This is a genomic window from Parasphingorhabdus sp., assembly GCF_048267785.1.
In the GTDB taxonomy this organism is placed as follows: domain Bacteria; phylum Pseudomonadota; class Alphaproteobacteria; order Sphingomonadales; family Sphingomonadaceae; genus Parasphingorhabdus.
On record NZ_JBLWWU010000024.1, the window covers coordinates 1 to 26,378 of the forward strand.

The following is a 26,378-nucleotide window of genomic DNA, read 5'->3' on the forward strand; positions in this document are numbered from 1 at the left end:
CGTGATAACTCAGTATATCCGCGGCTTCCAGAGCGTCTCTGGCACCGCAGCCGTTGCACCAACGGCGCGTAACCCTCCGACATTGCGCGACTATGTTCGGGGGCCGCCCTACAGTTAAATAGTTGATATAAAAGGATAAAAATGGTGGTGCGCGACGCAGTCTGTCGCGAACGGGTCTCAGGCGCAATATTCCCATATATATGGGAAAGTAGTGGGAAAATGGACTTGTTCGGGCTGAAATGCATCGGTTGATCCGCCAGACCCATTTCATTTGCGCGGCTCTCTAGCAGTTTTCCCATATCTGATTTTTGTGGGAAACAAGCCCAATGATTGTGGGAATGATATCCACTGATGGTGTGAACATTGACATGTTTATGGACTTGCGGACCAAACAGATCATTTCTGGCTGGACAAATCCTGCGGGAGAACATATCAAGAATACCGTCTGCTCTGGCTGACATTTTTCACCACGGAATTTGTTTTTGAAACTTTTTTTGTGGAGAAAAAATGTGGCTAAAATCAATGCAGAATCTTCCATTCCAACACGTCAGCTTGTTGTCGACTCCTATCCGATCGACAAGCTAACCCCATATGCCAACAATGCGCGCAAACACTCGCGCGCGCAGATACGCAAAATCCAACGAAGCCTCCAGACCTTTGGCTGGACGAACCCACTCCTGATTGACGATGCAGGAAATCTGATCTGCGGGCATGGACGACTGGAAGCGGCGAAGCTCAACGGAGAGACGGTAGTCCCCGTGATCAGTCTTGGTAAAATGAATGAGGCCGACCGCCGCGCTTATATCATTGCGGACAATCGGCTCGCAGAAGAGGCTGAATGGAGCAAGGATATGCTCCGCTCGGAACTCTCCGGGCTGATTGATCTGGGCTATGACGTTGAACTCACCGGCTTCGATATGTTCGAGATCGACGGCACCCTCACCTTTGGAAATGATGATACGGACACCGAAGAGAATGTCGAGCTGCCGGCAGCTGACGCAGTTCCCGTGTGCCGCCTCAAGGACCTTTGGACGATCGGCGATCACCTGCTGCTCGTGGACGATGCAAGGGACCCGAATGCTTACGACCGCTTGCTGGCAGGCGAGCCTGCGCAACTGATCGTAACTGATCCGCCTTATGGCTGCGCGATTGCAAATAATGTCTCGGGCAATGGCAAAGTCAAACATTCAAATTTTGTGATGGGTGCTGGCGAAGTTTCCCTGCCGGAGTTCGCAAAAACGCTGCTGCGCCCGGCCTTCGAGGCGATGGCCGTGCACAGTGCGCCGGGCGCAATTGCCTTTGTGTTCATGGATTGGCGCGGCGCACCGCATATGCTGGGCGCGGCCGAAGGCGTGTTCCACGAACTCAAAAACATGATTGTCTGGGTCAAGAATCCGGGAATGGGAGGGTTTTACCGGTCGGCCCATGAGCTGTGTTATGCCTTCAAGGTCAGTCCAGGCAAGCATATTAGCAATATTGCGCTGGGTCAGAGAAATCGCTGCAATGTTTGGCGATATCCCTCCGCCAACACATTTCGTGCAGGGCGCATGCAGGATCTGGCTGATCATCCAACCGTCAAACCCAAGCAGATGATTGCGGACGCTATTCTCGACTGCTCGAAGCGCGGGGGGATTGTGCTGGATCCGTTTGCCGGCTCCGGGACCATCCTTGCCGCCTGCGAGATGACAGGGCGGCGCGGCCGGGCGATCGAGCTGGATCCCGTTTACGCCGACGTCATCCTGCGCCGCACCGCAGAGGCCACTGGCTGCGAGCCGCTGCTAAACGGCGTCACGCCGTTTCATGAAGTCGCCAGGGCGCGGCTGGGAGAAGCATCATGAACGGGGATGACCAAGACAAGCCAACTTCTCGGCAGGGACGTCGCAAGGATGGAAAACCCTATAAAGACGGCAATGTTCGCGAAGACGGGTCTTACGAGACCGGCCGTAACCGGCCGCCTAGACAACACCGGTTTGCCGCCGGTGATGGACGCAAGCGGGGACGACGACAAAAAGGAGTGCGCAACGTCGACACCGAGTTCGAGCGGGAACTCAGGCGTAAAGTGACCATCAAGGAGAATGGCAAGGAGCGAAAGGTCACCAAGAGCCATGCGGTGGACCTGCGTCTTATCGATAATGCCACCCGCAAGGGTGATAACCGTGCAATCGAGATGGTCGATACACGTCGTCGCCGGATCGCCGAGAAAGCGCAGCAAAACCGCCATTATCACACGCTAGGTGACGAGGAGATTCTCACGGCCTGGCTGCGAGAGCGGGCGGAGGAGTTGGACGTGGATCCAGACCTGTTTGGAGATCCAAAACCTGAAGCAGATCTAGGTACAGGAGGTTCCGATGATTGAAGTTGATACCGACGATGCTATCGCTGCTGCCATACGTTCCGACTTTGGTTTGTTTTTGCGATTTGTATTTCGCGAACTGGGCGGTGAGAGCGCCTATAAGCACAATTGGCATATCGACGCGATCATTCACCAACTTGACCGGGTTCTGGACGGCGAGAACCAACGTCTGGCTATTACCATGCCACCACGACATCTCAAGTCTCGAACTACGTCGGTCGCCTGGACCGCCTGGAGCATGGGACATAATCCGTCGCTATCGTTCCTGTGCATCAGTTACGGCCAAGATCTAGCCGAGGACCATGCCAGCGATTGCCTCAAGATCATGCAGAGCAGTTGGTATCGCCGCGCCTTTCCCAGCCTTGTGCTGACCCGGCGGGCGGTTGCCGACATCCGCACCAGTGCTGGCGGCCGGCGCATGGCAACGTCAATCGACGGTGTGACCACCGGGTTCGGTGCCGACATCATCATTATTGACGATCCTATGAAAACGCAGGACGTGATGTCACAACCGGCAAGGGAGAAGGTAATCCGCTGGTTTGACGACACTATATCGCAACGCCTCAACGACCAGGCGACAGGAGCGATCATTATCGTGATGCAGCGATTGCATGAAGGCGATCTGGTCGGCGTACTCAAAGAACGCGAAGGATGGCACGAACTGTGCCTGCCAGCGATCGCCGAGCGCGACGAGGACATTCCCCTCACCAGGGGCAGGGTCTGGCACCGCCGAGCAGGATGTGCGCTCCACCCCGCCCGCCAAAGTCTTGAGGTTCTGCTCAGGCGCAAGGCGGACAATCCGTTTGTATTCGCCAGCCAGTACCAGCAGAAGCCTATTCCTGCGCATGGCAATATCATCGAAGCAAGCTGGCTGCGATCCTACAACCCGGATTTGGTCGACCTTTGCCACGGCCAGATCATCCAGTCATGGGACACCGCATCCAAGGACAATCCGTTCAATGACTGGTCGGTTTGTGTGACCGTGCTGGTACAAGGAAAATCAGTATATATCATTGATGTTTTCAGAGCGCGGCTGCAGTTCCACCAGCTCAAGGCCAAGGCCATAGAACTCGCGAGGCTGCACGGCGTGAAGATAATGCTAATCGAAGATGCCTCTTCCGGGACTGCCCTGATACAGTCCCTGCGCGCAGAAGACCTGGCGGGCGTTCCGCCCCCCATTCCCCGCCGCCCGGAGGGTGACAAGGTTGCCCGGGCGCTCAACGCGAGCGCGATGATCCAGGCCGGACGCCTGTTCCTTCCCAAGCACGCGCACTGGCTCGGCGACTTTACCGGCGAGGTGCTCGGGTTCCCTGCATCAAGTCATGATGACCAGGTCGATGCGCTCTCGCAGCTACTCTTGTGGGTGCAGGAGAAGGATATGTACCGAACGCCCGTCAATGCAGGGCCAGAGGAGATGATCGACTATGAATGTGGCGAGCCTGCAATATTGCCTTCCCTCTGGCAGGACAAGGATCCCTGGGGTGCTTAATGGATTAAATTCACGAGTTCCAGATCAAGTTCCGCTGGCATGTCGAAGACCTCGGCATCCGCCACGCCTATCAAACGGGGCACACCGCAGCTCAATGGCAAAGTTGAACGACCCCACCGCTCGGACCAACAAGAGTTTTACCAGCTGCTAAGCTATAAAGGGAATGTCGATCTGGAAGCCAAACTCGATGAATGGGAACGCTTCTATAACTTCCACAGACCCCACGGTGCCTTCAAAGGAAAAACACCCTATGAAGTGCTCAGAGAAAAGCTATAATCGCATGTAAAGAATGTCTCACCAGTCACTCGATGTTACAATCGGTTCCTGGCATTTGGCTTTCAACTAGTCGAAATCGGAAACTGCAATATTCATGATTTTAAGCGGCGATATCGGACGGGAAGGTGACAATGAATTTTGCGCCACCGCCTTCCGGATTTTCATAGGCTATCGATCCACCATGCGCTTCAGCCAGTCTTTGGACAATTCCTAGGCCGAGGCCCGCACCCTGACCCGTACTGCGATTTTTCCGCCAGAACCTCTCAAAAAGCTTAGCAGCATCTGCATCCGAAATACCCGGACCATAATCGCGAACGCTGAAACGAGGGCCTGGGCCAACTTCTATTTCAATAGGTGTATGGCCCGGCGCATGCGCGACCGCGTTTTCGATAAGGTTACGAAAAATGCGAAAAATCGCTTCCTCATGGCCCTTGGTCATTGCTTTGCCATAATCCTTAAAAACAAGATCGCGTCCGACTGAAAAAGCCGCAGGCGCGAGCTGTGTTACAGCCTTGCGGCCAACTTCAGCTAGGTCAACCGTTGCCCCGGTTTCAAACGCTTTGGCATCCGCCTGCGCAAGGTCGAGCATTTGGTTCACAAGCCGTGTCATTTGCCGGTTATCGGTCAAAAGCGCATCACGCTGTTCGCCCTTTGGCAATTGGTCAATAGATAATTGCATGATCGATAACGGTGTACGCAGTTCATGCGCTGCATTGGCGGTAAAGGATCGCAAAATATCCATCGAGCTATCCAGTCGCTCTAGCGCACGGTTTACCGCCCGAACCAATGTTGTAACTTCTCTGGGCTCCTTGGGTTCGGTTATTCGAAGCGCCATGTCTTCAGGGTCGAGCCTATCGACCTCTGCCTCAGCGCGCCGCAATGGATTCAAAACGCGGCGAACAGCAAATATATTGAACAGAAGCATAAGCACCGAAAGCGGTATCAGCGGTAAAGCAACATGCTGAATAAGCTCGTTAACAATTACCGGAACATAGGGCTTGATGCCTCTGCCTTCAAACTGCATGTAGAGCCAACGCTGTTCTCCTGCGATGTCTACTGATCGCACGCCTGAAATGCGGAAGCCTTGAGATAGTTTTTCCCGGCGCGTCCAATCCATGAGCGTTCCGCGATTGGTCGAGGGATATGTGGCGGGCAGGCTACCGGTTTTGGCCAGATCGCTGTCAACATAGCTTGCGAACCAGTGGGTTGCTCCGGGCGGTCCTGCAAACTGTTCCGGGCCGGTTCGTTTGCTGCGATCCATCTTACCCGCTTCAAGCGTAAGGAGTTCTTCGGCCAGCGACTGTGGTTGCTGGCTATAAGTGAAAATGACGATGCCGATATCGAGAACAGCAAACAACAATGTAAAGATCGCCAGCCGGGTAGCAATCTGTCGAAATAATGTAGGGCCCTTGGATTGTTCTTTTTGCGTCATAAATTTAATCGGTAATATTCGCTGGAGCATAAAGCGCGTAACCGACCCCGTGAATGGTTTTAATTTGGACATCGGCAGATGCTGCCGAGAGGCGTTTGCGTAGCCTCGAAATCGAGGCTTCCATCGCATTTGGAGTTATCTCGGCATCCATCGAATATAGCGCGCTCTCAATCGATTGCTTCGCCACGACATGTCCACTTCTGCGGAGCAGAACTTCAAGCAGGTCGACTTCACGCGGTGCGGTATCAACAGCGACGTCACCAACGCAAACCGTTCGTTCGGCAGGGTTGAGTGATACATTCCCGGCATGAAGCACCGTTTCCAGCGCATTGCCTGGCCGCCGCAGAAGAGCCCGACAGCGCGCCGCCAATTCAGGGATCTGAAACGGCTTGACGACATAGTCATCTGCGCCGGCATCCAGCCCGGCCACCCTGTCGTCAAGCCCGCCGCGTGCCGTCATAATCAAGATGGGTGTCTGATCCATCTGCGCGCGCATCGCAGTAACCAGATCCAGACCCTCTCCATCAGGCAATCCGAGATCGAGCAACACCAGATCATAGTCGCCAATCTGCCGGGCATGGTGAGCCCCTTCAATCGTTTCATACCAGTCAATGGCAAAACCCTGACGATCCAATCCATCACGGATAAGGGTTGCCAAACGGGCATTATCTTCAACGAGAAGCAGGCGCATTGTCTATATCCGATCCAGAAGCTGCGCGCTTATAGCCGGTAATCATCGACCATGGCATATTTTCCCGGTGACGAACACTTTCAATGATCGCCGCACCAACATGCAGCACCGCTGCGCCAATGATTAAATTGGCCAGAATTTCATGCAATTCTTCCACCCAGGGCTCTCCCCAGAATTGATCGCTGCCCATCATCCAGCCAGTGATTCCCATACCTGCAACAAGTGCCATTAATATAAGCATCATTACTGCACCGGCGGGATTATGTCCGATATATCGGGGTTCACGGCGAGCTACCAAGGCAGCCCCATAGCAGACTAATTTTTTTGGACCGGGCACGAACGCTGAAAAGCGAGCATGTCCTTTTCCGACGAAGCCCCAGATAAGGCGGATGAGCAGCGCTGCGACCATTGCATAGCCTAGATAAATATGCGGGTCTTTGACATGGCGAAGCACGGTAAGGTTAGCGATAGTGCCAAGTGCGACCGTCCAATGGAAGATGCGTACCAGCGGATCCCAAACTTTGATCCGCTGGCGTCTTACTAAGGTTTTTCCAATCTGATCCGTTGGAACCCGATCGACCCGAAGATTGTTATCTTCCACTGTCAGTCTACATTGTTCTGGACGACAGCGCCCGTTACGGGATTGAAATAAACCTCGGCACGACGACCGTCCTTGTTGATGGCATAAATCTCGTAACAGCTGCCTGAAACCTGAAAGACTTTGATCGACTTAAAACCCATTTTGGCAATCTTGGACTTCATTTTCGCTGGCGTGAGCCATTTGCTTTGCGGTTGCGCGGTGCAAACCGGGCTGGCGAAAGCGGTCGAGGAAAATGTCAGCGCTGCGATTGTTGCAGCGGCTGAAATCAATAATTTGTTGGTCATAATTGTCACTCCATTTTTGTTGCCCGAAGATTGGGCCAACAACAAATAGATGCCTTACAAAGCTGACGAAGTGCTGACGCATTGAGCAATTAAATTGTACAATTGCGCAATTTAATTCCCCGCTCCGTCAGGATGCGGTCAGGAATTTGGCCGAACAAAGCAGGGTCGCAACGATGCGAAGAACATTCGGAGATACACCATGAAGACTCTTGTAAAAATCAGTACCGCTATCCTTGCACTTTCTTTGTCGGGCACTGCTGCACTCGCTGGTCAGGGCGATAATCCTAAGGCACTCTCGCCGCAAACAAAGGCCAATCTTGAAGCAGCCATGCACGGGGAAGCCTTCGCAAACCTCAAATATCTACGTTATGCCGAACAAGCTGATGCCACCGGGAATACAGAACTGGCCCAATTGTTCCGCGATTCCGCAAATATTGAAGCGAACGAGCATTTTGACCGTGAGGCCGAGGCACTGCAACTCGGAAGCTCGAACACCGCCAATCTTGAAGACGCCATGGCCGGCGAGCATTATGAATACACAAAAATGTATATCGAATTTGCCGATCAGGCTGAGGCCGATGGCGATCTGAAGATTGCAGCCATGTTCCGCCAGATCGCGGTCGATGAAGGCGTCCACTACGAAGCATACAAGGCTGCGCTGGCGAAGATCAGGTAATAGGGTCGCCTTCGCCAGTGTGTATCGACCGGGAGGCGCGCTCCGCAGCCCGGTCGATATAAATATGGATCGAAATGCCATGCGGGTGCTGGTTGCAACCGTTTTCGGGTAAAGCCTTGTGATTAAGGAATGACCGTTATTGGGGCGATTTCCGAAGGGCAATTCGCCAAGCTAAAAACGGACTGACAGCTTCAAGGCGATCCCGACTGATTAAGTCGTTGCCTACGGCAACAATTGGGTGGGAACGCTTCTACAACTTCCACAGACGGCACGGTGCCTTCAAAGGAAAAACACCCTATGAAGCGCTCAGAGAGAAGCTATAGTCGCATGTAGAAAATGTCGCGCCAGTCACCCGATGTTGCAATCTTAACGATTTAAGTTAGGTTGCGACAAGTCGCTATACGTTGTGCGACGTTAAACTCCCTGAAAAATCAGGAGGACTGATTTGTGCGGCACAGTAGCGGTCATTCCTGAATTTCTTCATGGGTCACACCATCGCGGATATTATACAGGCGGCGGAAGGTCGGGATGATTTTTTCATCATGGGTCACAACGATTATGGCGGTTTGATATTGTTGCGCCATTTCATCTAGTAATTTCACTACCGCCAGGGCGCGCTCACCATCGAGCGGCGCGGTCGGTTCGTCGGCAAGGATCACTGGCGGACGGTTAATGAGTGCGCGAGCGATTGCAACGCGCTGCTGCTCTCCGCCCGATAGTTGCGAGGGCATTGCGGCGGCGCGGTGACCGACGTCTAGTGCTTCCAGCAAATCACGCGCCTGCCCCCTCGCCTTGCTGTTCGACCTGCCCGCCAGCATCGACAAAATCGCGACATTGTCAGTCACGTCCAGAAAGGGGATGAGATAGGGTGCCTGAAAGATGAACCCGATGAGGTCGCGGCGCAGCGCCCGCAAATCTTTCACCAGCCATTTATCGTCATAGATCATGCGATCGCCGATAAACATCCGGCCCGAAGTTGGCTCGATCACCGCGCCAAGGCATTTGAGTAAAGTACTCTTTCCCGAGCCAGACGGACCGATCAAACCCACCACCTCGCCTGCTCTGACCTGCATGCTGGATCCGCGCAAGGCACGAACGGCAGTGTCGCCGCTGCCATATGTTTTGACGATATTTTCGATGCGAATACCCTCAGCCACCGATTGCCTCCGCCGGATCGACCTTGAGAGCCGCCTGAATGGCCAGAAAGCTCGCCAATGTGCAAATAATCATTACAATAGCGAAACCCAGTAGGGAATCGCTGGGAAGCAGCAATATATACTTGGGGAAAAACGGTGCCCATAAGGTAGCCGCTATCTTACCGACGACGAACCCGATCAAACCTAATCCAAGCGCCTGTTGCAGGATCATCCACGAGATGGTCCGGTTACGTGTACCAATCAGTTTCAACACCGCAATTTCGCGAATTTTTCCGATAGTCATGGTGTAGATCATGAAGGCAACAATGGCCGCACTCACAATGGCCAAAATGACCAGAAACATACCTATTTGGCGCGCGGAATTAGCAATCAGCTTTTCGACAAGAATTTCCTGCATCTGTGCGTGCGTGTAGACCGTCGTCCGCTGCCATCGCCTTATGTCAGCGGCCACGCTGTCTGCATCTGCGCCCTGCGCAAGGGTCACCAATATGGCATTGACGTTGGTATTCCCTGTCTGTGCGGCATTGACCGCCGTCGCAACTGCCGGATTCCCCGGAGGATTGAGAGTGGGGCTGGCCTCCGTGCGGGCGCGTTGCTGTATGATCGCATCACTATCTTTTTGAAACTGCGCCTGCTGGGCGTCCTTCAATGTCAGAAATAACATCGGATCACCGCCGGAAGATACCATCCGGCTGGTCAGCCCGACGATGCGATAGTCATTGCGCCGAACCTTGACAATATCACCGATGGCAAAGCCGGTTTTGACGTCTGCTACCGCTTCATAATGACTGTGAACGATATGCCGTCCGGCTATTATATGCGTTGGCTGGCCCGGCTCGCCCGCACGTGTCATATCGACGCCTACAACCATCACCCGGACATCGCTGCCCGCATGTGCAATCTGCATCGTGAGATAGGTGACTCCGGCTGCGCGGTCCACGCCTCGCATTGCTCGGATAGGACGCTTGGTATCTTCAGGCAGGCTCGATGGCTCGGCATAGGGACCAAGCGTGTCTTTCTGTACGACCCACAGATCGGCGCCGCTATTGTCGAGAAGCGCCTGTGCATCGTCGACCATCCCGCGATAAACCCCCGCCATCGAAAGGGTAACACCAATAAGCAAACCAAGCCCGACGCCGGTCAGCAAAAATTTGCCCCAGCCATGCATAATGTCGCGGCCAGCCAAGCTGATCATGGCAATTCATCAACGATTGAAATTCGGCTATTCGTCGATAATGCGGCTGCGCTGTGAGTGACAATTTCTTCGCCTTTCTTGAGGCCGGACATGACCTGAACCCATCCATCAAGGTCAACCGCACCAAGCGAGGTCTGAACAAAGGACAAGTCACCATCACGCAGAACCCAGACACCAGTCTTGCCATTCACACTCTGGACCGCGGAATTGGGGATGACGATGGTCTTGTTTTCTGACGGAAGTATGACCGTGACCTCGGCCAGTTCACCAATGGGAGGCAAATTCTCTGGCGCTGAAAAACCGATCTTGGCAAGAATCTCCTCGGTGATGGCATCGGCTAACGGTTCTACCCGCAAAACCGATCCCTCTATCAGGCGATTTGGTCTTGATCGCAGGGCAATCTTGGCTCCAAGGCCAGCAGCGATGCCGCCCGACCGCGTCTGGTCAAAGCGGGCATTGATCCACAATTCGGCTGGATCGACAATCTCGACCACGGTCTGTCCCGCAACCACCGTTGTTCCGGGTTCAACCGCTCTTTTCACAACCAGTCCGGCGCGCGGGGCGACCAGACGTAAATTTGCCTTTTGCGCGATCAGGGCAGAACGGTCGAGGCTGGCGCGGCTTCTGTCTTGCTGTGTTGCGGCGAGATTTGCCTGAGCGGCGGCGAGACTTGCCTGAGCCGCCGCCAGTTCCTGTCTGCGCTGGTCGACCATCGCCTCGGTAACCCAGCCATTCTTGATGAGTGCCTCAACCCGCGCCGATTGCGTTCGGGCCAGCCGCACACGCGCGCTGGCATCCGCGATTTGCGCCGACGCCGATTGCTCCATCGCAGCATTTCTGGCTTCGGTGCTTGCCGCTGCGTCGATCCGCTGATCAAGATCAACAGGATCAATTTGCGCAAGCAACTGGCCACTCTCAACCCGATCACCAACATCAACGGCGAGCATTGTCACCCTTCCCGGTGCTGTCGATCCGACTTTATGTGTATAGCGCGCCTCGACTGTGCCGATGCCAAATAGCGATGGAGAAATCGCGCGTTCCTCCACTTTGGCAATTGTGACATTGATAGGGGCCAATGGGCCAGCGCGTAGCGCCACCCAAATAAAAAGCAGCACTAATGGCACAAGGACTGCAATGATCGTGAGGTTCCGGCGGTTGACAGCAGCGGGTAATTTCATCTTTTGGCTCCTATCCCGCTCGCATATATGTCGAATAGGCGACCTGACATTTCGCGCATTGCAGCAAAGTCACCCGTCATCATGGTTTGCATCACCAGGCCTTGGATGATACCAAGGAAAAGTATCGCGGCAGCCGGTATATCGGTGTCGCTGGCAATAAGCCCTGCCGCCTTCGCCTCTGTGAGCCTTGTCGCCAATCGGGTACCATAGCCTGCCATCAACTCCTTCAGTCGCGCCTTCGCCGGAGTCTCTCCGCTGCGTTGTAATTCACCAAAGAGAATGGGCGGAATACCCGGATGGGCGATGATGAATTCAACATGCGCTGTGAACATCGCCTCTAACCCGTGAATCGGATTATCGGTTTCAATCCTGTCGAACCGCGCCAACAGATTTGTGGCCGTCCAGTCCATCACCGCCGCCCAGATTTCCTGCTTGGTAGCAAAGTGGCGGAACAAGGCTCCCTGTGTCACCTCCATATATTCCCCGATCTGCGCTGTGGTGATTTCAGCGGGATTTGACGATGCCGAGAGAGCGATCACCGCTTCCACAGTTGCGGCGCGACGTTGTTCCGATGTCAGGTTTTTACGATTCATATTGCATATCTATACAAAAGATAGTAATTAGTCACTATCTTATTGGAGTCGCTGAGTTGATTTTTTTGTCGTTACGTTTGCAACTCCATGCGATTGACGGGGCACGCGAACATGTCAATAAAATGATCCATGGGACAAAAGTTGGGGCGGATGCTCCGCTCGTACATTTCGACGGAAATCCGCTCGTCGCCCGGTGTCACCCCCTCCCTTGATACCGGGCGACTTTTTTGAGGATGAATATCATGATATCAAGCCTGCCTCTCAATGAAAGCAAAGTCTTCATTTGGGGCTTACCCACATGTATTGTCCACTGGGATCCGCTTACACCCGTCGTTGTTGCCTTGAAAATACGAAGAGCAAGGTCATGACGGTGACACCTGACGCAAAATCCAGAAACACAATGGTTCAGACCTTGCTCGAAAGCGAGGCCTATAAGCCAGCAACCGATGATCCGGCATTTCTCAATCTTGATAATCTGCGTTCGGTACGACTGGAACTGGAATTTCTGAAGCCGGATATCGTCATGAAAAATGAGGGGGTTGGTTCCACTATAGTGGTTTTTGGCAGCGCACGGGTGAAATCGGAGCAGCACGGCAAGAAATCCCGATATTATGATGAAGCGCGGAAATTTACTGCGATAGTATCAAAAAGATTCCAACAAGAAGATCGGGCAGATTTCCTCGTCGTGACCGGTGGCGGCCCGGGCATTATGGAAGCGGCAAACCGAGGCGCCTACGATGTCGGGGCACGCTCTATTGGTCTCAACATAGACTTGCCGAAGGAACAATCGCCAAATCCGTATATTACTCCGGAATTATGTTTCCAGTTCCGCTATTTTGGTTTGCGTAAGATGCACTTCCTGATGCGGGCAAAAGCTCTTGTGGCCTTTCCCGGAGGCTTCGGTACTTTAGATGAAGTTCTCGAAGTCTTGACGCTCGTTCAAACCCGCAAGATCAAAGCCATACCGATTATTCTTCTTGGCAAGGAATATTGGAACAGAGCTATCAACTTCGATTTTCTAGTAGATGAAGGCTATGTCGACAAAGACGATCTTAGCCTTTTCCAAATCGTCGATACTGCCCGTGAAGCCATCCATTTGATTTGCGAATTTTATGACGAAATTCCGCCAAAATAGGTTTGGAGATAACCCTGAAAAAGGAACGATAACATGAAAATCACATTTCTGGGCGCAGCCGGAGAGGTAACGGGCTCCTGCTATCTGGTAGAAAACAAGGGATTCCGGTTTCTGGTCGATTGCGGCATGTTTCAAGGCGGACGCGATGCTGGAACAAAAAATCGTAAAGCTTTTGCATTTGATCCGTCCTCTCTCGATTTTGTTATCTTGTCACACGCGCATATCGATCACAGCGGACTACTTCCCAAGCTATGCCGTGATGGATTTGAAGGCAGCATATACACAAGCAACGCAACTGCCGAGTTGCTGGAGATCATGCTTCGGGACAGTGCCCACATCCATGAAAGTGCCGCGAAACGCGCCGCGAGAAAACGCAATCAGTCCAAAGAGGATTTAGAGCCGCTTTACCGGATGGCAGATGCCGAGAAGGCGCTTTCACAAGTTGTGGGGCATGGTTACGATGAGATTGTTTCCCTGCACCCTGAAATAGAACTGCGTATGCGGGATGCCGGACATATCCTGGGTTCGGCCATTCTCGAAATTTGGATTGGCACCGGTGGCGACAGACGGAAACTGGTATTTTCAGGAGACCTCGGCCAGCCAGGACGCCCGATACTCCGCGATCCCGTTGTCATCGACGAAGCAGATTATCTTGTCGTTGAATCCACATATGGAAACCGTGATCATAAAGCACTTGGTCCATCGCTGAATGAATTGGTCGACATTACAACTCAGACCCTAAACAATAAGCAAGGCAATCTCATTATCCCGGCATTCGCAGTTGGGCGAACACAGGAGTTGATCTATTATTTCCATCATCTGACCTGTGAGGGTCGCCTCAACAACCTTGATATTTTTCTAGATTCCCCGATGGCGCAACGCGCAACAGAACTGACCAAACGGCATATAATGCTGTTTGATGAGGAAGCGAAAAAACTCGCAAACTGGAAAAACAGGACAAACCCTTCAATCCTGCTCAAATACACAGAAAGCGTGCAAGAATCGATCGCCCTGAATAGGATAAAATCAGGCGCTATCATTATATCCGCGAGCGGGATGTGCACGGCGGGGAGAATTCTGCATCATCTGCGTCACGGATTACCGAACAGGAATAATACGGTTCTGATAGCAGGCTATCAGGCGCAGGGGACTCTCGGCAGGCAATTGGTGGAGGGAGCAACCAGCGTTAGAATTTTCGGGGAGAATATTCCGGTGCGAGCCGAGGTGCGATCAATCGGCGGGTTTTCAGCTCACGCTGATCGAACCGCACTGCTCGCCTGGATATCGGCGTTCAAGAAGATACCAAAACAGATATTTGTTACCCACGGAGAAGTTGAAGCTTCATCCGCCCTGAGGGACGAATTAGCCGGTCGAACAACTGGAATTGTTTCGAGACCAATGGCAGGCGAGGTTTACATTGATGAATCTCCTGTTCAGCCATCAAAGTAAAAGTGCCGATACGTAATATTACTAATTTCCTTGGGCCTACTTTTCGGTGATTTTGCAGCGTCTCGCTGGAGTCGGCTCCACCCCCATCCCGTTGAGTTCTGTTCCGGCGAGACAAATGATGATGTGCTGCAGGAGCTGATGCCGGTTTCATTCTGACGCGAAAAATTCAAACGGAAAAGTAGGAAACCAAAATGTCTATCCCCCGCCCAAAGAAACTTGTTAGTCTTGGCTTGGCCCTCACGATCGCGTTCGCGCTAGCTTCGCCCGCAACGGCTCAACGAGGCGGCAGATCTATCACTCCTTCCACTCCGCCTTCAACTCGCACCGCTCCGCCCGTTTCTCGCGATGTCATTCAGGACCGGACCCGTGACCGGATTGATGTTCCGGATCAGGAACGTATACGCGATCAAGATAGGGTAGACACTGCCGATCAGGACCGCATCAGGGACCACGATCCGCTCTATCTCGGCACTCGAGACCGGCTTCAAACTTTTGATCGTGATAGCGACGGCTTAATTGACCAGTCGGAGTTTCAGCAATGGCACGAGTCCGCTTATGATGCGATTAATGCTGGCGGCAAAGACGGATTTAGCTTGCAGGAATTTGAAGCTGTCCGGCTCGGCCCCGGACCTATGAGCGACACCGCGGGCCCTCAACGACAGCGTAATGAACAAACTGCACAGCTCCGTAAGGCCGAACGTTTTCGGCTAATGGATAGCGATGACAACGGCGTTGTTACGCGCTCCGAATATATGAAATCTGGCGAAAGTAATTTTCCCGGCGCTGACGTCAATAATGACGGGAAACTGAGCTACGGCGAATTAGAGCAATTTCATCGCGGCTGGTGAGTTAACTGCGAAATATCAACGCAGCCAAATCTAATAAGGGAATGAAGGATGAAATCGATCGTCACATCAATCGCAAGCGTTGTAACCATAGCCCTTTTATCATCGCAAATACCGGTGCAGGCGCAACAAAAGACTCGGTCCGATAGCAGGCAACACACCGAACGTCACCGGGTTGCGCCGCCTGTTAAACATTATGATGGCCCCACTACCTACCGTCCGGGAACGCGGCCGCGTGATCTTGACCGTCAACGACGCGATGCCAATCCGCAAACATATCGCTACAATTACCGGACAGAAAAGCGTTACCGTTCAAAGCCCTATGTGAGGCCAAATGGCTGGTATTCACACCAATGGATATATGGCGACATTCTCCCGACTTTGTTCTGGACGCGAAGCTACTGGATAACCGACTTCTGGCTTTTCGGTTTGCCGATTCCGCCGCGTGGCTATGTCTGGGTGCGCTATGGTGAAGACGCGCTTCTGGTTCAGATCAGCAGCGGAGTAATCCTCCAAGTGATTTATGGGGTGTATTACTGATGGGCAACAACGCGAACGAATTGAAACGCAGTATCGTTGGTTGTGCGACCGCCAGTCCCAAAACCGCCTTATTCACTCATAGGAGAATCCAAATGCAAAAATGCACAATATCGATCATCGCACTTTTGGCGGCAACCATGTCGCCAGCAATAACGTCTGCCCCCGCTTTTGCCCAAGACAAGGTGATGTCCAATCAGGACTGGTGGCCGAATAAACTGGACCTAAGTGCGCTGCGTCAGCAAGACGCAGGCACTAATCCCTATGGTGACGATTTTGATTACGCCGCCGAGTTTGCGACGCTCGACCTCGACGCTGTCAAAGCCGACATCGAGAAGGTTCTCACCACCTCGCAGCCTTGGTGGCCAGCGGACTATGGCAATTACGGTCCATTCTTCATCCGCATGGCCTGGCACGGCGCGGGCACTTACCGCGTCGGTGACGGGCGCGGCGGCGCCGGCGGCGCCGAACAGCGTTTTGAACCGCTAAATAGCTGGCCCGATAATGTCAGTCTCGACAAGGCGCGCCGCCTCGTCTGGCCGATCAAGCAAAAATATGGCCGTAAGCTATCATGGGGCGACCTGATGGTTCTTACGGGCAATGTTGCACTGGAGAATATGGGCTTCAAGACCATCGGTTTTGCCGGTGGCCGTGTTGATGCCTGGGAGCCGGATATGGTGTTCTGGGGACCGGAAACAAAATTCCTCGGCGCTGACCGCTTCGACAAGGAGGGCAATCTGATTGGTCCGCTTGCTGCAACCCAGATGGGCCTGATCTACGTCAACCCGGAAGGACCGGGCGGCAATCCTGATCCGCTGGCAGCAGCGAAAGCCATACGCATTGCCTTTGGCAACATGGCGATGAGCGATGAAGAGACGATCGCTCTTATTGCTGGGGGACATACTTTCGGCAAGGCGCACGGCGCCCATAAGCCAGACGAATGTGTTGGCCCCGATCCTACAGCATCGGGCGTAGAACAGCAGGGACTTGGTTGGGAAAATAAATGCGGCAAGGGCAATGCCGAGGACACGGTCTCCAGCGGGCTAGAGGGCGCGTGGACATCTAACCCGGTTGCGTTCACCACCCAGTATTTTGACAATCTGTTCCGTTTCGACTGGGTCAAAACGAAAAGCCCGGCCGGAGCGACACAATGGATTCCTAGCGCACCTGCTGCAGCCAATCTCGTCCCGGACGCTCATGTCAGGGGCAAGACACATGCGCCGATCATGTTTACGACCGATATTGCACTGAAAGAAGATCCCGGTTTCCGGGCGATTTCCCGGCGCTTCCACGACAATCCCGAGGAATTCAAGGATGCCTTTGCCAAGGCGTGGTTTAAGCTGATCCACCGCGATATGGGACCAAACGCCCGCTATCTCGGCAAAGACGTGCCGCAGGAAATTTTTTCCTGGCAAGACCCACTACCCGACGCGAACTATACGGCGGTCGATGCATCAGATGTGAGCCAGCTTAAAACCCAGATATTGGCCAGCGGCCTTACGTTCCCTGAACTGATAAAGGCCGCCTGGGCCTCCGCATCGACCTTTCGCGGCAGCGACATGCGCGGCGGTGCCAATGGCGCGCGCGTTCGGCTGGAGCCGGCCAAGACCTGGGCGGTTAACGACCCGGCCGAACTGGCCAAGGTGCTCGGCAAGCTTGAAAATATTCAACAGCGATTTAACCGCTCAGCCGGCGGTAACAAGGAGGTCTCGCTCGCCGATCTGATCGTGCTGGGCGGCAATGCGGCAATCGAACAGGCAGCGAAGAAAGCTGGCCATGATGTGACGGTGTCGTTCACCCCAGGCCGAGTAGATGCCTCGCAAGCGCAGACTGACACAGTCTCGTACGAGCACCTGCGGCTCCGCGCCGACGGCTTTCGAAACTATTACGGTGCGGACAGTGACCGCTCGCCTGCGGAAATGATGATTGATCAGGCAAGCCAGTTAAATCTGACAGTTCCAGAGATGACGGTTCTGGTTGGCGGCATGCGTGCGCTCGATGCAAACACCAAGCATTCGGCAAACGGCATTTTCACCGCCCGTCCGGGTACGCTGAGCAATGACTTTTTTGTCAACTTGCTCGACATGTCGACGAAGTGGCAAAAATCCGAAAAGTCCATGGGTCTCTACGAAGGTTACGACCGGGAGACCGGCAAGTTGAAATGGACGGCCACCCCGGTTGATCTGGTATTCGGATCGAACTCGGAGCTTCGCGCGGTTTCTGAAGCCTACGCATCCGACGATGGGCAGGAGATGTTCGTGAAAGATTTCGTCGCTGCTTGGGGTAAGGTGATGAACCTGGACCGGTTTTGAAAAATATCATAACCCGTTTGTCGTTGCGCTGTCCTGATGAGTTGCCGTGATCAGGTGGTTTTCAGGGTTTCTGGCCGAGACTTTGGTTGAGATATGATGCGGGTCCTGTTCAGATACGCAACGTTCGCGGTAATGCGCGATGGGATACTGGTGCACTATGATGCCCCGCGAAATTGGTTAGACTGGAGACTGATATATGGTTGATCCCATGATGATTGTTTGCCCATCGTGCAGTACAACTAACCGTATTCCGGCGCAAAAATTGAACGGGCAAGGCAAATGTGGCAAATGCCGCAAGCTTTTATTTGATCGAACCTCGGTCATTCTGAATTCCGCGAATTTTCAAAAGCACTCTAGTAACAGTGATGTTCCGTTGCTGGTGGACTTCTGGGCAAGCTGGTGCGGACCCTGCCGTCAAATGGCACCTGCCTTCACTGCGGCGGCGGCGCAGCTTGAACCGAATGTGCGTCTGGGCAAACTGGATACCGAAGCAGAACAGACCATAGCGGCGCGGTTCCAGATAAGGTCCATTCCTTCTTTGATATTATTGTCAAAGGGCAAGGAAATATCACGTACGGCCGGTGCGATGACCACCGCTTCTATCGTTCAATGGGCTAAGGCGGAAATGGCGAATTAAGCCGGATTAGTCGATCAGGATATAACAATATTTTACCTGAATCTACGAGAAGCTTGTCAATGACAGCGGTTAAGCATGGCTTTGAGAAATCGCAAAGGACATTGACCGACGCCCCGTTCGAGCCGCAGCTGGGATAGATATCAGCATCGGCGACGCTATCGCCGTCATTAGAGCCAATATTGATATCATTTTTTTGTTCCTCAAAATCCGACTGAGTTTAGTCCATAGGTTGATCGTAAGAAAAGATATTCGAGATGTGTTAAAGCGTCGACCGGATGCCCCGGGGGGGGGAGGCAAGCCCGATCGTTCTAATTCCGGCTGCTATAAGGATGAGAGCCTTCAGTCTGGAGTAGCCATTTTCCAAAAGTATCGCGAAATCACCAACATCTTGTAGGGTTTCATGGGCGATTACGGCCAAAAACGCCGTAATGCCAGATGGGATCGAAGGCAAAAAAGCCGCCACGATGACGAAGCCATTGACGAAATTGTAGAACCCGATGTCCAGACTATTTCAAAACTGGAGGTAGTGCGGCGTCAAAAATTGGGCCGTTGCTGTCATTGAAGAATGCCGGGCTGAATGTTTGCTCTGGGCTGTCAGCGGCCGTTCAGTTTCCGGGAATCGAACCCACAAAATCTGCTATTCGCTAATACGTTTCACATGAGTGGCAACTCACAACTGGAAGTCAGCCGACCGCAGTCATCATGAGCATCCCTTTCGGTGAGGTTACATTGCGCCGCCAGGTGCCGCGCAGCTACTGTCCAATGGCCTTGTCGTTGCCGCGGTTTCAGGACACCATGCACGTCACGAATCGAGCCATGCCATTTTGGAATCACGCGCTGCTAAGAAGTTTATCCAGTAAATCCTGGCACAAGCCGGTCTGTGCCTCGAACAAACCCCGGTCAAGCTTCTCGACATGGCCATTTGGTCCACCGGCGAGAAGATAGGAGGGGGCGGGAATAAATCCGATTGATGGGATACCCGCACGTGCGAGCGCCCGGCCTTCTCCGAAAAAATGAGACAGGTCTTTTGGCCGAACGACGGCACCGCGCCGGTCTGCGCTTGCCTCCGCAGCAGAAATAGCAATGTCCGCCATGCCTTCACCATGGGCAAAGATCAGGCTGGTCTCTGCTTCCCCCGTTGCTGCATAGCGCCCGTTGGAATCGTCTATCCATTCGAGGCCTCCCAGATGTTCGACTGCGAGCCCCGCAATTGCCCGCTCACGAATATCAGGATGAATTTCCAGAAACCGGTCGGTCGATTTCGCCTCCGGACCCACGAAATGGCCGCTCGCGAAAAGGAACAGTACCGAATAGCGCCGCGATGCAGGGTCCTGCCGTAACAGATTGTGCATCATCGCAAGCATCGCGAGCGCGCCATTTTCTTCGATCGCGTTGGGTCCGTCGGTATGCGTTGTGACGACGATCAGCTTGTCCGATGCGCCTGGAACCAGCGTATACAGCGTACGCGACTGCGCGGCGGGCACGAGATCGGCGTCCAGCGTGATGCGGATACTTACGTCTCTTTTGGCGAGTTTCTTCAGATGGGCGGCAACGGTCGGGCCCACCCACAGCCCCGGAATGGGCTGGAGTGCGCGATTGAAAGGTATGTACTGCCCCTTGGCCTGCCCCTCCGAGACATTGGTCCAGCCGAACACGACCGCCTTGATCCCGCGCTTCGCAAAGTCTTCGAGTCCGGGGGCAGAAACGATCTGCCCGGACGCCTGCGTCACTTCCATCGGAAACTCGCGCAGTGAACCGTAAGGGCGGACATCAGCATAAAATTTGCCGAACGGGAGAGCCGGCGCGGGAGCGTCGAGATAGAGAATCGCACCCTCGAGATCGATATCGGGCAATTTATCACCGACCGCTCCGCCATAGACGATTTTTCCAATGATGCCTTCCTTCCCCGTCCCGGCCGAATAGGGATATTCGGATGCTATCGGGAGTTCGACTGCTTCTTTATCACGATCTATAGAAACGAGAGCGGAGCGCCGCACTTCCCACCGTGTGAAATGTTGTACATCTTCACGAACCTCGAGATCCATTGCGTGGAGCTCGGCAGCGATATGATCGATAAAGGCGAGATGAGCCGGATTTCCGGTCAGTCGCGGCCCCAGCGCGTTCATCCATAGCTGACGCTGCCACAATCCGTCCGCCTCTAGATTTAACCCCCTCGGTGGTGGGAGCCATAAGGCGGGCAACTGCGTACAGCCGGATAATAGTGGAAGCGCCATGCCTGCACCGGCTAGCAGCAAGGATCGCCTGGAGACGCCATGTGTCATATGCCTCTCCCGCTTTACCGTGCGCCGAATGCGTAACGGACGCCGACGCTAACCGTCCGGGGCTCACCGTAATATTCGCCAAGCATGCCGACTAGGCTGCGCACCGAAGTAACGTAAGTCTTGTCGAACAGGTTCTTGCCTATGACATAGAATTGTAACCCTCCGTCGATCTGGCCGAGCTCGATTCTCGCATTTGCCAGGAAACGTTCGTCGGAACGCAGATCACGATTGTTCTCGATATCGCGGAAAGCCCCATCGGTATAACTTGCCCATGCCGAAGTCTTGAGTTCCCAGTCGCTCCCAATGTCCTGCGACCAGTCGAGCTTGGCACTGAGTGAAGCCTGCGGCGTTCCCGGCAGTTCGTTGCCGATGCGTGCGGCAACTTCTACGGGATCCGCGCTTTCCCAATCGGTGACTTTGGATGAGACGATCAATCCGTTCATTGAAAAGCGCAGATTGTCCGTGAGGTCGAGGCCGACGTCCAGGTCAATACCGTATATCTCGGATCCGGCAGCATTCTGGATGATCGCCTCGTTGATTCCGCCGCCGAGGTCGACCAGGGCAAGCACCTGCTTGTCGCTATAGTCGTAATAGAAAAACGAACCCGTCGCCTGGATGCGATCAGCGAAAACCTTGATTCCCGTCTCGTATGCCCAGATGTTTTCTGCTCCATAGGGTGTAAAGGAACTGGGTTCGGTAATGCCCGACCCATCGAAACCGCCGCTCTTGTAGCCGTTGCTGACACTGGCATATAGCAACACAGTATCCGACGGTTTCCAGTTCAGTGCCAACGAGCCGGACAGGTCGTCGTCATCATATTCCGGGTTGCCGAACAGGCCGTTTCCGGCTGTGTTGGGGAACAGTGCTTTCACCTGCGATACGCCGAAGGGATCGAGTTCGATCGATCCTCCGGAATAGCTTTTGTCCTCGGAAGTGTAGCGCAACCCGCCAACGACTTTCCAGCCGGGGGAGAATTCCCATTCGCCCTGTCCGAACACCGCCAACGACCGGTCCTTCTCCTCGAAAACCGTAGATAGCGACCCGAGCAGCAGGTCGTAGGCTATGAGATCGCGGCGATAGTCGATCGTCTCCTCGCCATAGGAAGCGCCGATAAGGAAGTAAGTCTGCGCGCCCTCATGCGTCAGACGCACTTCCTGATTGAATGACGATATGCTTTCGTCGAACACAGGTTCGGCAATGCGTGTCGGTACGAAATCGCCGATCGCGAAGGCGCGATCTATATGTTCGTAGCCCGTGATCGAGGTCAAGGTAACCGCATCGAGATCGACGTCGACCCGGAACACGCCGCCATATTGTTCTGAATCCATCGCCGGTTCGACATCGTCGTAATCGGTGAAGGGGACCTTCACCGCCGGTGGCGTGAATACGCCTAGCCTGTCCGATGTGATGGCGGTCGATCCGATGATGTCGGACCGGTCTTGCCCATAATGTCCACTGAGAAAAACCTCAACCCGGTCGCTGGCAAACCATTCCAGCGACCCGCGCAAGGCAAAAATGTCCTTGTCGCCATAGTCCTTACGGGCTGCTACCGAAGCAACCGGCGGCACGACACCGGAAACGCGGGTGAAGCCTGCAGTGGTGCTGTCCGTACCTAGGCGGTCGATGTAGCCACCGCCCTGTTGGGTAATTCCGGCCAGACGGAGATTGACTGTATCGGCAAGTGGACCCGTCACAGCCCCGCGAGCCTCCACCATATCATGTTCGTTGTAACTGACATCCGCATAGCCGTAGAATGCCCCTTCCGGGCGCGCGGAAATGAAGTTCAGTGCCCCTGCGGTGGCGTTGCGGCCATAAAGGGCGACCTGCGGCCCCTTTAGCAATTCGACCCGTTCGATATCGAAGATCGGGAAGGTCAGGAAGGGACTGACGGGCATATAGACGTCGTCGACATAGGCCGCGACCGACGGATTGTTGTTGATCCATGGATTCGTCGTCCCGACGCCGCGGACGGTCATCGTCGGATTGTTCGATCCGTTGCCACGAAACAGGTCAAAACCGGGCAAGGTAGCCGCGATGTCGGCGATCCCGACAACCTTCTGCTCGTCAAGCTGTTCGTTGCCTAGGACGGACAGGGACAGGCCGACATCCTGGAGATTCTGTTCCCGGCGTTGGGCGGTAACGATGATAATATTATCGTCCTCCGCTATGTCGGTTTCTTCGCCCACATCCCTATCTTGTGTACCCTGTGCAAAGACCGTCGCAGGCATGAAAGGAAATGTCAGCAGGATTGCACCTGTGTATTTGAATAAGTTTTTCTTTGGCACGCTAGATCTCCCGTCTATATTTACTAACAAAGTTCAAAGTTGAATTTCCCGATAAATCAGTTTGCAACCGTCTCTCTGAATTCTGAAACCCTCTTCCCGGTCCATTTCTTGAACGTCTTGCAGAAATTCGAAGCATCGCTGAAACCAAGGCGCTCGGCGATTTCTTCCGCCGTCATTTCCGTCGTAGACAGGAACCCGACCGCTAGCTTGCTCAGCACCTCACCTCTGATTTCGCGGAATGAAGTGCCTTCTTCGCCAAGACGTCGTCGCATAGTCCGTTCAGACATGTTGAGTGCTGCCGCCACTCCCTCGGCCGTGGAAAACTGATGTCTGTCGCGGATGAGAGTTTCGTAGACGGACTGGGCTATTGGGGTATTGGTTGTCACTCCGGCAAGCAGCTCGTCGCAGACGGCACGGGTTGCCTCCCATGTGGCAAGGTTCGCCCGGCGCAAGGGTCTGTCGAGCAGGTCGGCATCGAAATAGAGCGCATTAAATTCGCTGCTACAAGATACCGGACATTCCATGATTTGCTCGAGAGCCCCGAAATACAGCGGCTTGTTGAAGCGCACAGTTACCTTATCGAAAAGGAAATTCTGGCCCATAGCATCGCGGATCAGGGAAAATATCAAGCCAATCTGCATTTCAATATTGAAGCGATATATCTCGGGTTCGTGCAGCGTGTCCTCGACCCGTAGTTCGCAAAGGCCATCCTCGGCCTCAGGATACAGATTCATGATCACCGTTGGCGTAGCCAGCTTGTGATATTTGATAGAAAAGTCCAGCGCCTTGCGCAGCGTCGGGCTGCAGATCAATGCATAGCCGTAAAAGCCGTAATCGGTGAGGCCCAGTAACCTGCCGAGTTGAAGACCCCACGGGCGCTCTCCCGCCATCCGGTTAGCATTGCGATAGGTCTGGATGTGCTGCGCACGCGTGATCGGTTCATCACCGCGATCCAGCATGTGCTGGTCGAGCCCGGTGCCATGTAGTAATTGCGTGATAGATTCGCCGTTGGCCGCAACGAACCCTACAAGTTTGCGTAGCTTCTGCGCGGAGTGTAGCTTGGCTTCAAACATCGTCATCGATCAAGCCTTGCCCACGGACACAACGCCAACATTAACTGCATGAACCTATCCCAAATACACAGCATTTGGGCGCGTTATATTTATTACACTCGCGCCCATTTTCCTAGGCCGACTATAAACCGTCAACACATCGAGTAAAGGTGATGTTCGGCCAAGTGATGGTGATGTTCGGCCAAAGCCTGTGTCGACAGGCATTTAGCGACGTTGCGGCGCGTGCTGAATTTTCACAACCCTGAAATCAGCCTCAAGAACGCCTCTAGGGGAATAACCGTATTGATTGCGCATACATCGGGACATAATTTCCGTCACCAAGCACTTGGAGAAACAAATGGTTGCCGCGTCTCTTGAAAGTACGCAGGGCGTAAAGCTTCGCGTCCGGGACTTTTCGCTTCGATTGTTCCTCCGGTTGACGGCTATATTGATCGCGGCGGCTTTTCTCTCGTCCACAGACGGCAGTTCACTATCCGGATGCCCTCAGAAGTGAAAGCTTTCGCACAGAATATAGTGATCCGGAAAACAGAGGAGTCGTGATAATGCCGACACGTACGGACGGAAAATTCTGGATCCGGTCAGCGAGTATCGTCGCCGTTCTCTTCGGCCTGCTGACGATCCGGGAAGGCGGCGGCGTTCTATTCTGGAGCGAGGCGGCTCGGCGCGCGGCGGGCCAATATGTCCCCTTCGTCGTCTGGTTCAACTTTCTGGCAGGATCTGTGTACGTTTTGGCTGGCGTTGGACTTTGGTTTCGGAAGCTATGGGCGGCCGGGCTCGGATTTGTGATCGCGATAGCGACACTCGCTGTCTTCGTTGCATTCGGTGTACATTTGGCGAACGGTGGTGGGTACGAACTGCGTACCGTCGTCGCGATGAGCCTGCGCAGTGCGGTGTGGATCGCCGTTGCGTCGATCGCGTACCGGTTTCTGTGGAAGGCCCGCGAGCGGAACAGCTCGTGAAAATCACGTTCCATGAGCCGGCGCGGGAGGTCACTGGATTCCACGTCCTGATTGAGACCGATCAACTGCACTTTCTGCCCAAGCGTTGGCCACATGGTCTCTGCCCGCCCTCCAATCGAAATGTGTCGGCTTTTTGTCACCCGCGACATATTGATGCATCAATTCGCAGGCAATATGTACTGCATGTACGAAATCGCAGAAAATGAAATGAGCTGGGGCATCGGGATATTGATCGTCGATGACGATCCCTCGCTGCGTAGCCTAATCGGCGAATTTCTCGGCAACCAGGGCTTTACGGTACTTGAGGCGGACGGAGGCGTGCAGATGCGCGAGTTTCTCGAGAGCCATAAAATCGACGTCGTGATCCTGGATGTGATGATGCCAGGCGAAGACGGGCTCTCGCTGGCTCGATCGCTGGCAGGTCGTCGCGATCTGTCGATCATCATGGTGTCCGCTCTCGGTAGCGAGACGGACCGGATTATCGGCCTTGAAGTCGGTGCGGACGATTATCTGCCGAAACCGGTTTCGCCGCGTGAGCTGCTCGCGCGTATTCGTGCCGTGCTACGCAGACAACAACCGCAGGATGAGGATGAAGACTGCTACAACTGTTATCGCTTTGGAGGATGGCGGTTCGATCTGGTTCGCCGCGTGCTTTACGATCCGAAGAACATCATCATCACCCTTTCCGAAGGTGAGTTTTCGCTTTTGAGAACATTCGTCGAGCGGCCGCAGCGGGTACTCACGCGCGATCAACTGCTTGACTATACACGCGGCCCTGACAGCGATGCGTTCGATCGGGCAATAGATACCCAGATCAGTCGGTTACGTCACAAGCTCTCCACCCGGATGGCTGACGAGCTTATCCATACCGTTCGTAACGAAGGCTACATGTTCCTTCCGAAAGTGTCGCGGACATGAGTGACGATCAACAAACGGCTT

The 26,378-nt window shown here is 54.0% G+C and carries 23 protein-coding genes and 2 pseudogenes; 14 read left to right on the top strand and 11 right to left on the bottom strand.

Features of this window, described 5'->3' with window-relative positions:
* Nucleotides 1–509: 509 nt before the first annotated feature.
* The 4 genes and pseudogenes from ACN0VD_RS15630 to ACN0VD_RS15645 form a co-directional block, all read left to right on the top strand.
* Nucleotides 510–1,838 carry a site-specific DNA-methyltransferase gene (locus ACN0VD_RS15630; RefSeq protein WP_417595928.1) on the top strand — a complete coding sequence of 443 codons (1,329 nt, stop codon included), beginning with the start codon at nt 510–512 and terminating at the stop codon, nt 1,836–1,838.
* The gene (locus ACN0VD_RS15635; RefSeq protein WP_417595930.1) at nt 1,835–2,356 is read left to right on the top strand and encodes a DUF5681 domain-containing protein; all 522 of its coding nucleotides are present in this window, start codon (nt 1,835–1,837) and stop codon (nt 2,354–2,356) included. The genes ACN0VD_RS15630 and ACN0VD_RS15635 overlap by 4 nt, the downstream gene beginning before the upstream one ends.
* Entirely contained in the window at nt 2,349–3,842 is a 1,494-nt protein-coding gene (terL, locus tag ACN0VD_RS15640; RefSeq protein ID WP_417595932.1) for a phage terminase large subunit, read from the top strand. Before ACN0VD_RS15635 ends, terL begins: the two co-directional genes overlap by 8 nt.
* Before the next feature lie 11 nt (nt 3,843–3,853).
* Nucleotides 3,854–4,118: pseudogene (locus ACN0VD_RS15645) on the top strand (integrase core domain-containing protein); the annotation flags it as partial.
* A gap of 100 nt (nt 4,119–4,218) precedes the next feature.
* Here ACN0VD_RS15645 and ACN0VD_RS15650 read toward each other — a convergent pair.
* From ACN0VD_RS15650 to ACN0VD_RS15665, 4 genes are read right to left on the bottom strand one after another with little or no spacing between them, the layout of a single operon-like run.
* A complete protein-coding gene (locus tag ACN0VD_RS15650) occupies nt 4,219–5,550 on the bottom strand; it encodes a HAMP domain-containing sensor histidine kinase (RefSeq protein WP_417595934.1) in 1,332 nt (443 codons plus the stop codon).
* A gap of 4 nt (nt 5,551–5,554) precedes the next feature.
* Nucleotides 5,555–6,241, bottom strand: coding sequence for a response regulator (locus ACN0VD_RS15655; RefSeq protein ID WP_417595936.1), 687 nt, complete (start codon nt 6,239–6,241; stop codon nt 5,555–5,557).
* A complete protein-coding gene (locus ACN0VD_RS15660; RefSeq protein WP_417595938.1) occupies nt 6,222–6,842 on the bottom strand; it encodes a cytochrome b/b6 domain-containing protein in 621 nt (206 codons plus the stop codon). Before ACN0VD_RS15660 ends, ACN0VD_RS15655 begins: the two co-directional genes overlap by 20 nt.
* 2 nt (nt 6,843–6,844) lie before the next feature.
* Nucleotides 6,845–7,126, bottom strand: a complete 282-nt coding sequence (locus ACN0VD_RS15665) for a PepSY domain-containing protein (protein ID WP_417595940.1) — start codon at nt 7,124–7,126, stop codon at nt 6,845–6,847.
* 199 nt (nt 7,127–7,325) lie between these two features.
* Here ACN0VD_RS15665 and ACN0VD_RS15670 point away from each other — a divergent pair, with 199 nt between their 5' ends.
* Nucleotides 7,326–7,802 carry a rubrerythrin family protein gene (locus ACN0VD_RS15670; RefSeq protein WP_417595942.1) on the top strand — a complete coding sequence of 159 codons (477 nt, stop codon included), beginning with the start codon at nt 7,326–7,328 and terminating at the stop codon, nt 7,800–7,802.
* 239 nt (nt 7,803–8,041) lie between these two features.
* Nucleotides 8,042–8,125, top strand: a pseudogene (locus tag ACN0VD_RS15675) (IS481 family transposase); the annotation flags it as partial.
* A 141-nt stretch (nt 8,126–8,266) separates the two neighbouring features.
* Here the strand turns inward: ACN0VD_RS15675 and ACN0VD_RS15680 are convergent.
* Genes ACN0VD_RS15680 through ACN0VD_RS15695 form a run of 4 tightly spaced genes read right to left on the bottom strand, consistent with a single transcriptional unit; the run spans nt 8,267 to nt 11,925 of the window.
* Nucleotides 8,267–8,959: an ABC transporter ATP-binding protein gene (locus ACN0VD_RS15680; protein WP_417595944.1), complete on the bottom strand. Its 693-nt coding sequence runs from the start codon at nt 8,957–8,959 to the stop codon at nt 8,267–8,269.
* Nucleotides 8,952–10,154: an ABC transporter permease gene (locus ACN0VD_RS15685; RefSeq protein WP_417595946.1), complete on the bottom strand. Its 1,203-nt coding sequence runs from the start codon at nt 10,152–10,154 to the stop codon at nt 8,952–8,954. Before ACN0VD_RS15685 ends, ACN0VD_RS15680 begins: the two co-directional genes overlap by 8 nt.
* The gene (locus ACN0VD_RS15690; RefSeq protein WP_417595948.1) at nt 10,151–11,332 is read right to left on the bottom strand and encodes an efflux RND transporter periplasmic adaptor subunit; all 1,182 of its coding nucleotides are present in this window, start codon (nt 11,330–11,332) and stop codon (nt 10,151–10,153) included. Before ACN0VD_RS15690 ends, ACN0VD_RS15685 begins: the two co-directional genes overlap by 4 nt.
* The gene (locus ACN0VD_RS15695) at nt 11,329–11,925 is read right to left on the bottom strand and encodes a TetR/AcrR family transcriptional regulator (RefSeq protein WP_417595950.1); all 597 of its coding nucleotides are present in this window, start codon (nt 11,923–11,925) and stop codon (nt 11,329–11,331) included. The genes ACN0VD_RS15690 and ACN0VD_RS15695 overlap by 4 nt, the downstream gene beginning before the upstream one ends.
* A gap of 364 nt (nt 11,926–12,289) precedes the next feature.
* On the opposite strand from ACN0VD_RS15695, the gene ACN0VD_RS15700 reads away from it, so the two are divergent.
* The 6 genes from ACN0VD_RS15700 to trxC all read left to right on the top strand — a co-directional run bounded on the left by ACN0VD_RS15700 (nt 12,290) and on the right by trxC (nt 18,840).
* A complete protein-coding gene (locus ACN0VD_RS15700) occupies nt 12,290–13,060 on the top strand; it encodes a TIGR00730 family Rossman fold protein (protein ID WP_417595993.1) in 771 nt (256 codons plus the stop codon).
* Between the two features lie 33 nt (nt 13,061–13,093).
* On the top strand, nt 13,094–14,509 hold the full coding sequence (locus ACN0VD_RS15705; RefSeq protein WP_417595952.1) for an MBL fold metallo-hydrolase RNA specificity domain-containing protein: 1,416 nt from the start codon (nt 13,094–13,096) through the stop codon (nt 14,507–14,509).
* A 191-nt stretch (nt 14,510–14,700) separates the two neighbouring features.
* Nucleotides 14,701–15,357 (top strand): hypothetical protein, encoded by a 657-nt coding sequence (locus ACN0VD_RS15710; RefSeq protein ID WP_417595954.1) that lies wholly within the window; start codon nt 14,701–14,703, stop codon nt 15,355–15,357.
* A gap of 48 nt (nt 15,358–15,405) precedes the next feature.
* On the top strand, nt 15,406–15,894 hold the full coding sequence (locus tag ACN0VD_RS15715; RefSeq protein ID WP_417595956.1) for an RcnB family protein: 489 nt from the start codon (nt 15,406–15,408) through the stop codon (nt 15,892–15,894).
* Between the two features lie 92 nt (nt 15,895–15,986).
* Nucleotides 15,987–18,203 (top strand): catalase/peroxidase HPI, encoded by a 2,217-nt coding sequence (gene katG / locus ACN0VD_RS15720; RefSeq protein ID WP_417595958.1) that lies wholly within the window; start codon nt 15,987–15,989, stop codon nt 18,201–18,203.
* 196 nt (nt 18,204–18,399) lie between these two features.
* The gene (gene trxC / locus ACN0VD_RS15725; protein WP_417595960.1) at nt 18,400–18,840 is read left to right on the top strand and encodes a thioredoxin TrxC; all 441 of its coding nucleotides are present in this window, start codon (nt 18,400–18,402) and stop codon (nt 18,838–18,840) included.
* Between the two features lie 830 nt (nt 18,841–19,670).
* On the opposite strand, the gene ACN0VD_RS15730 is transcribed toward trxC, so the two are convergent.
* Genes ACN0VD_RS15730 through ACN0VD_RS15740 form a run of 3 tightly spaced genes read right to left on the bottom strand, consistent with a single transcriptional unit; the run spans nt 19,671 to nt 24,486 of the window.
* Nucleotides 19,671–21,122: a hypothetical protein gene (locus ACN0VD_RS15730; RefSeq protein WP_417595962.1), complete on the bottom strand. Its 1,452-nt coding sequence runs from the start codon at nt 21,120–21,122 to the stop codon at nt 19,671–19,673.
* A 14-nt stretch (nt 21,123–21,136) separates the two neighbouring features.
* A complete protein-coding gene (locus tag ACN0VD_RS15735) occupies nt 21,137–23,407 on the bottom strand; it encodes a TonB-dependent receptor (protein ID WP_417595964.1) in 2,271 nt (756 codons plus the stop codon).
* 56 nt (nt 23,408–23,463) lie between these two features.
* Nucleotides 23,464–24,486 carry an AraC family transcriptional regulator gene (locus ACN0VD_RS15740; RefSeq protein ID WP_417595966.1) on the bottom strand — a complete coding sequence of 341 codons (1,023 nt, stop codon included), beginning with the start codon at nt 24,484–24,486 and terminating at the stop codon, nt 23,464–23,466.
* Between the two features lie 536 nt (nt 24,487–25,022).
* On the opposite strand from ACN0VD_RS15740, the gene ACN0VD_RS15745 reads away from it, so the two are divergent.
* Both ACN0VD_RS15745 and ACN0VD_RS15750 read left to right on the top strand, forming a co-directional pair.
* Nucleotides 25,023–25,439 carry a hypothetical protein gene (locus tag ACN0VD_RS15745; RefSeq protein ID WP_417595968.1) on the top strand — a complete coding sequence of 139 codons (417 nt, stop codon included), beginning with the start codon at nt 25,023–25,025 and terminating at the stop codon, nt 25,437–25,439.
* Nucleotides 25,440–25,646: 207 nt separating this feature from the next.
* Complete coding sequence (locus ACN0VD_RS15750; RefSeq protein ID WP_417595995.1) at nt 25,647–26,357, top strand: response regulator; 711 nt, start codon at nt 25,647–25,649, stop codon at nt 26,355–26,357.
* Nucleotides 26,358–26,378 lie beyond the last annotated feature (21 nt).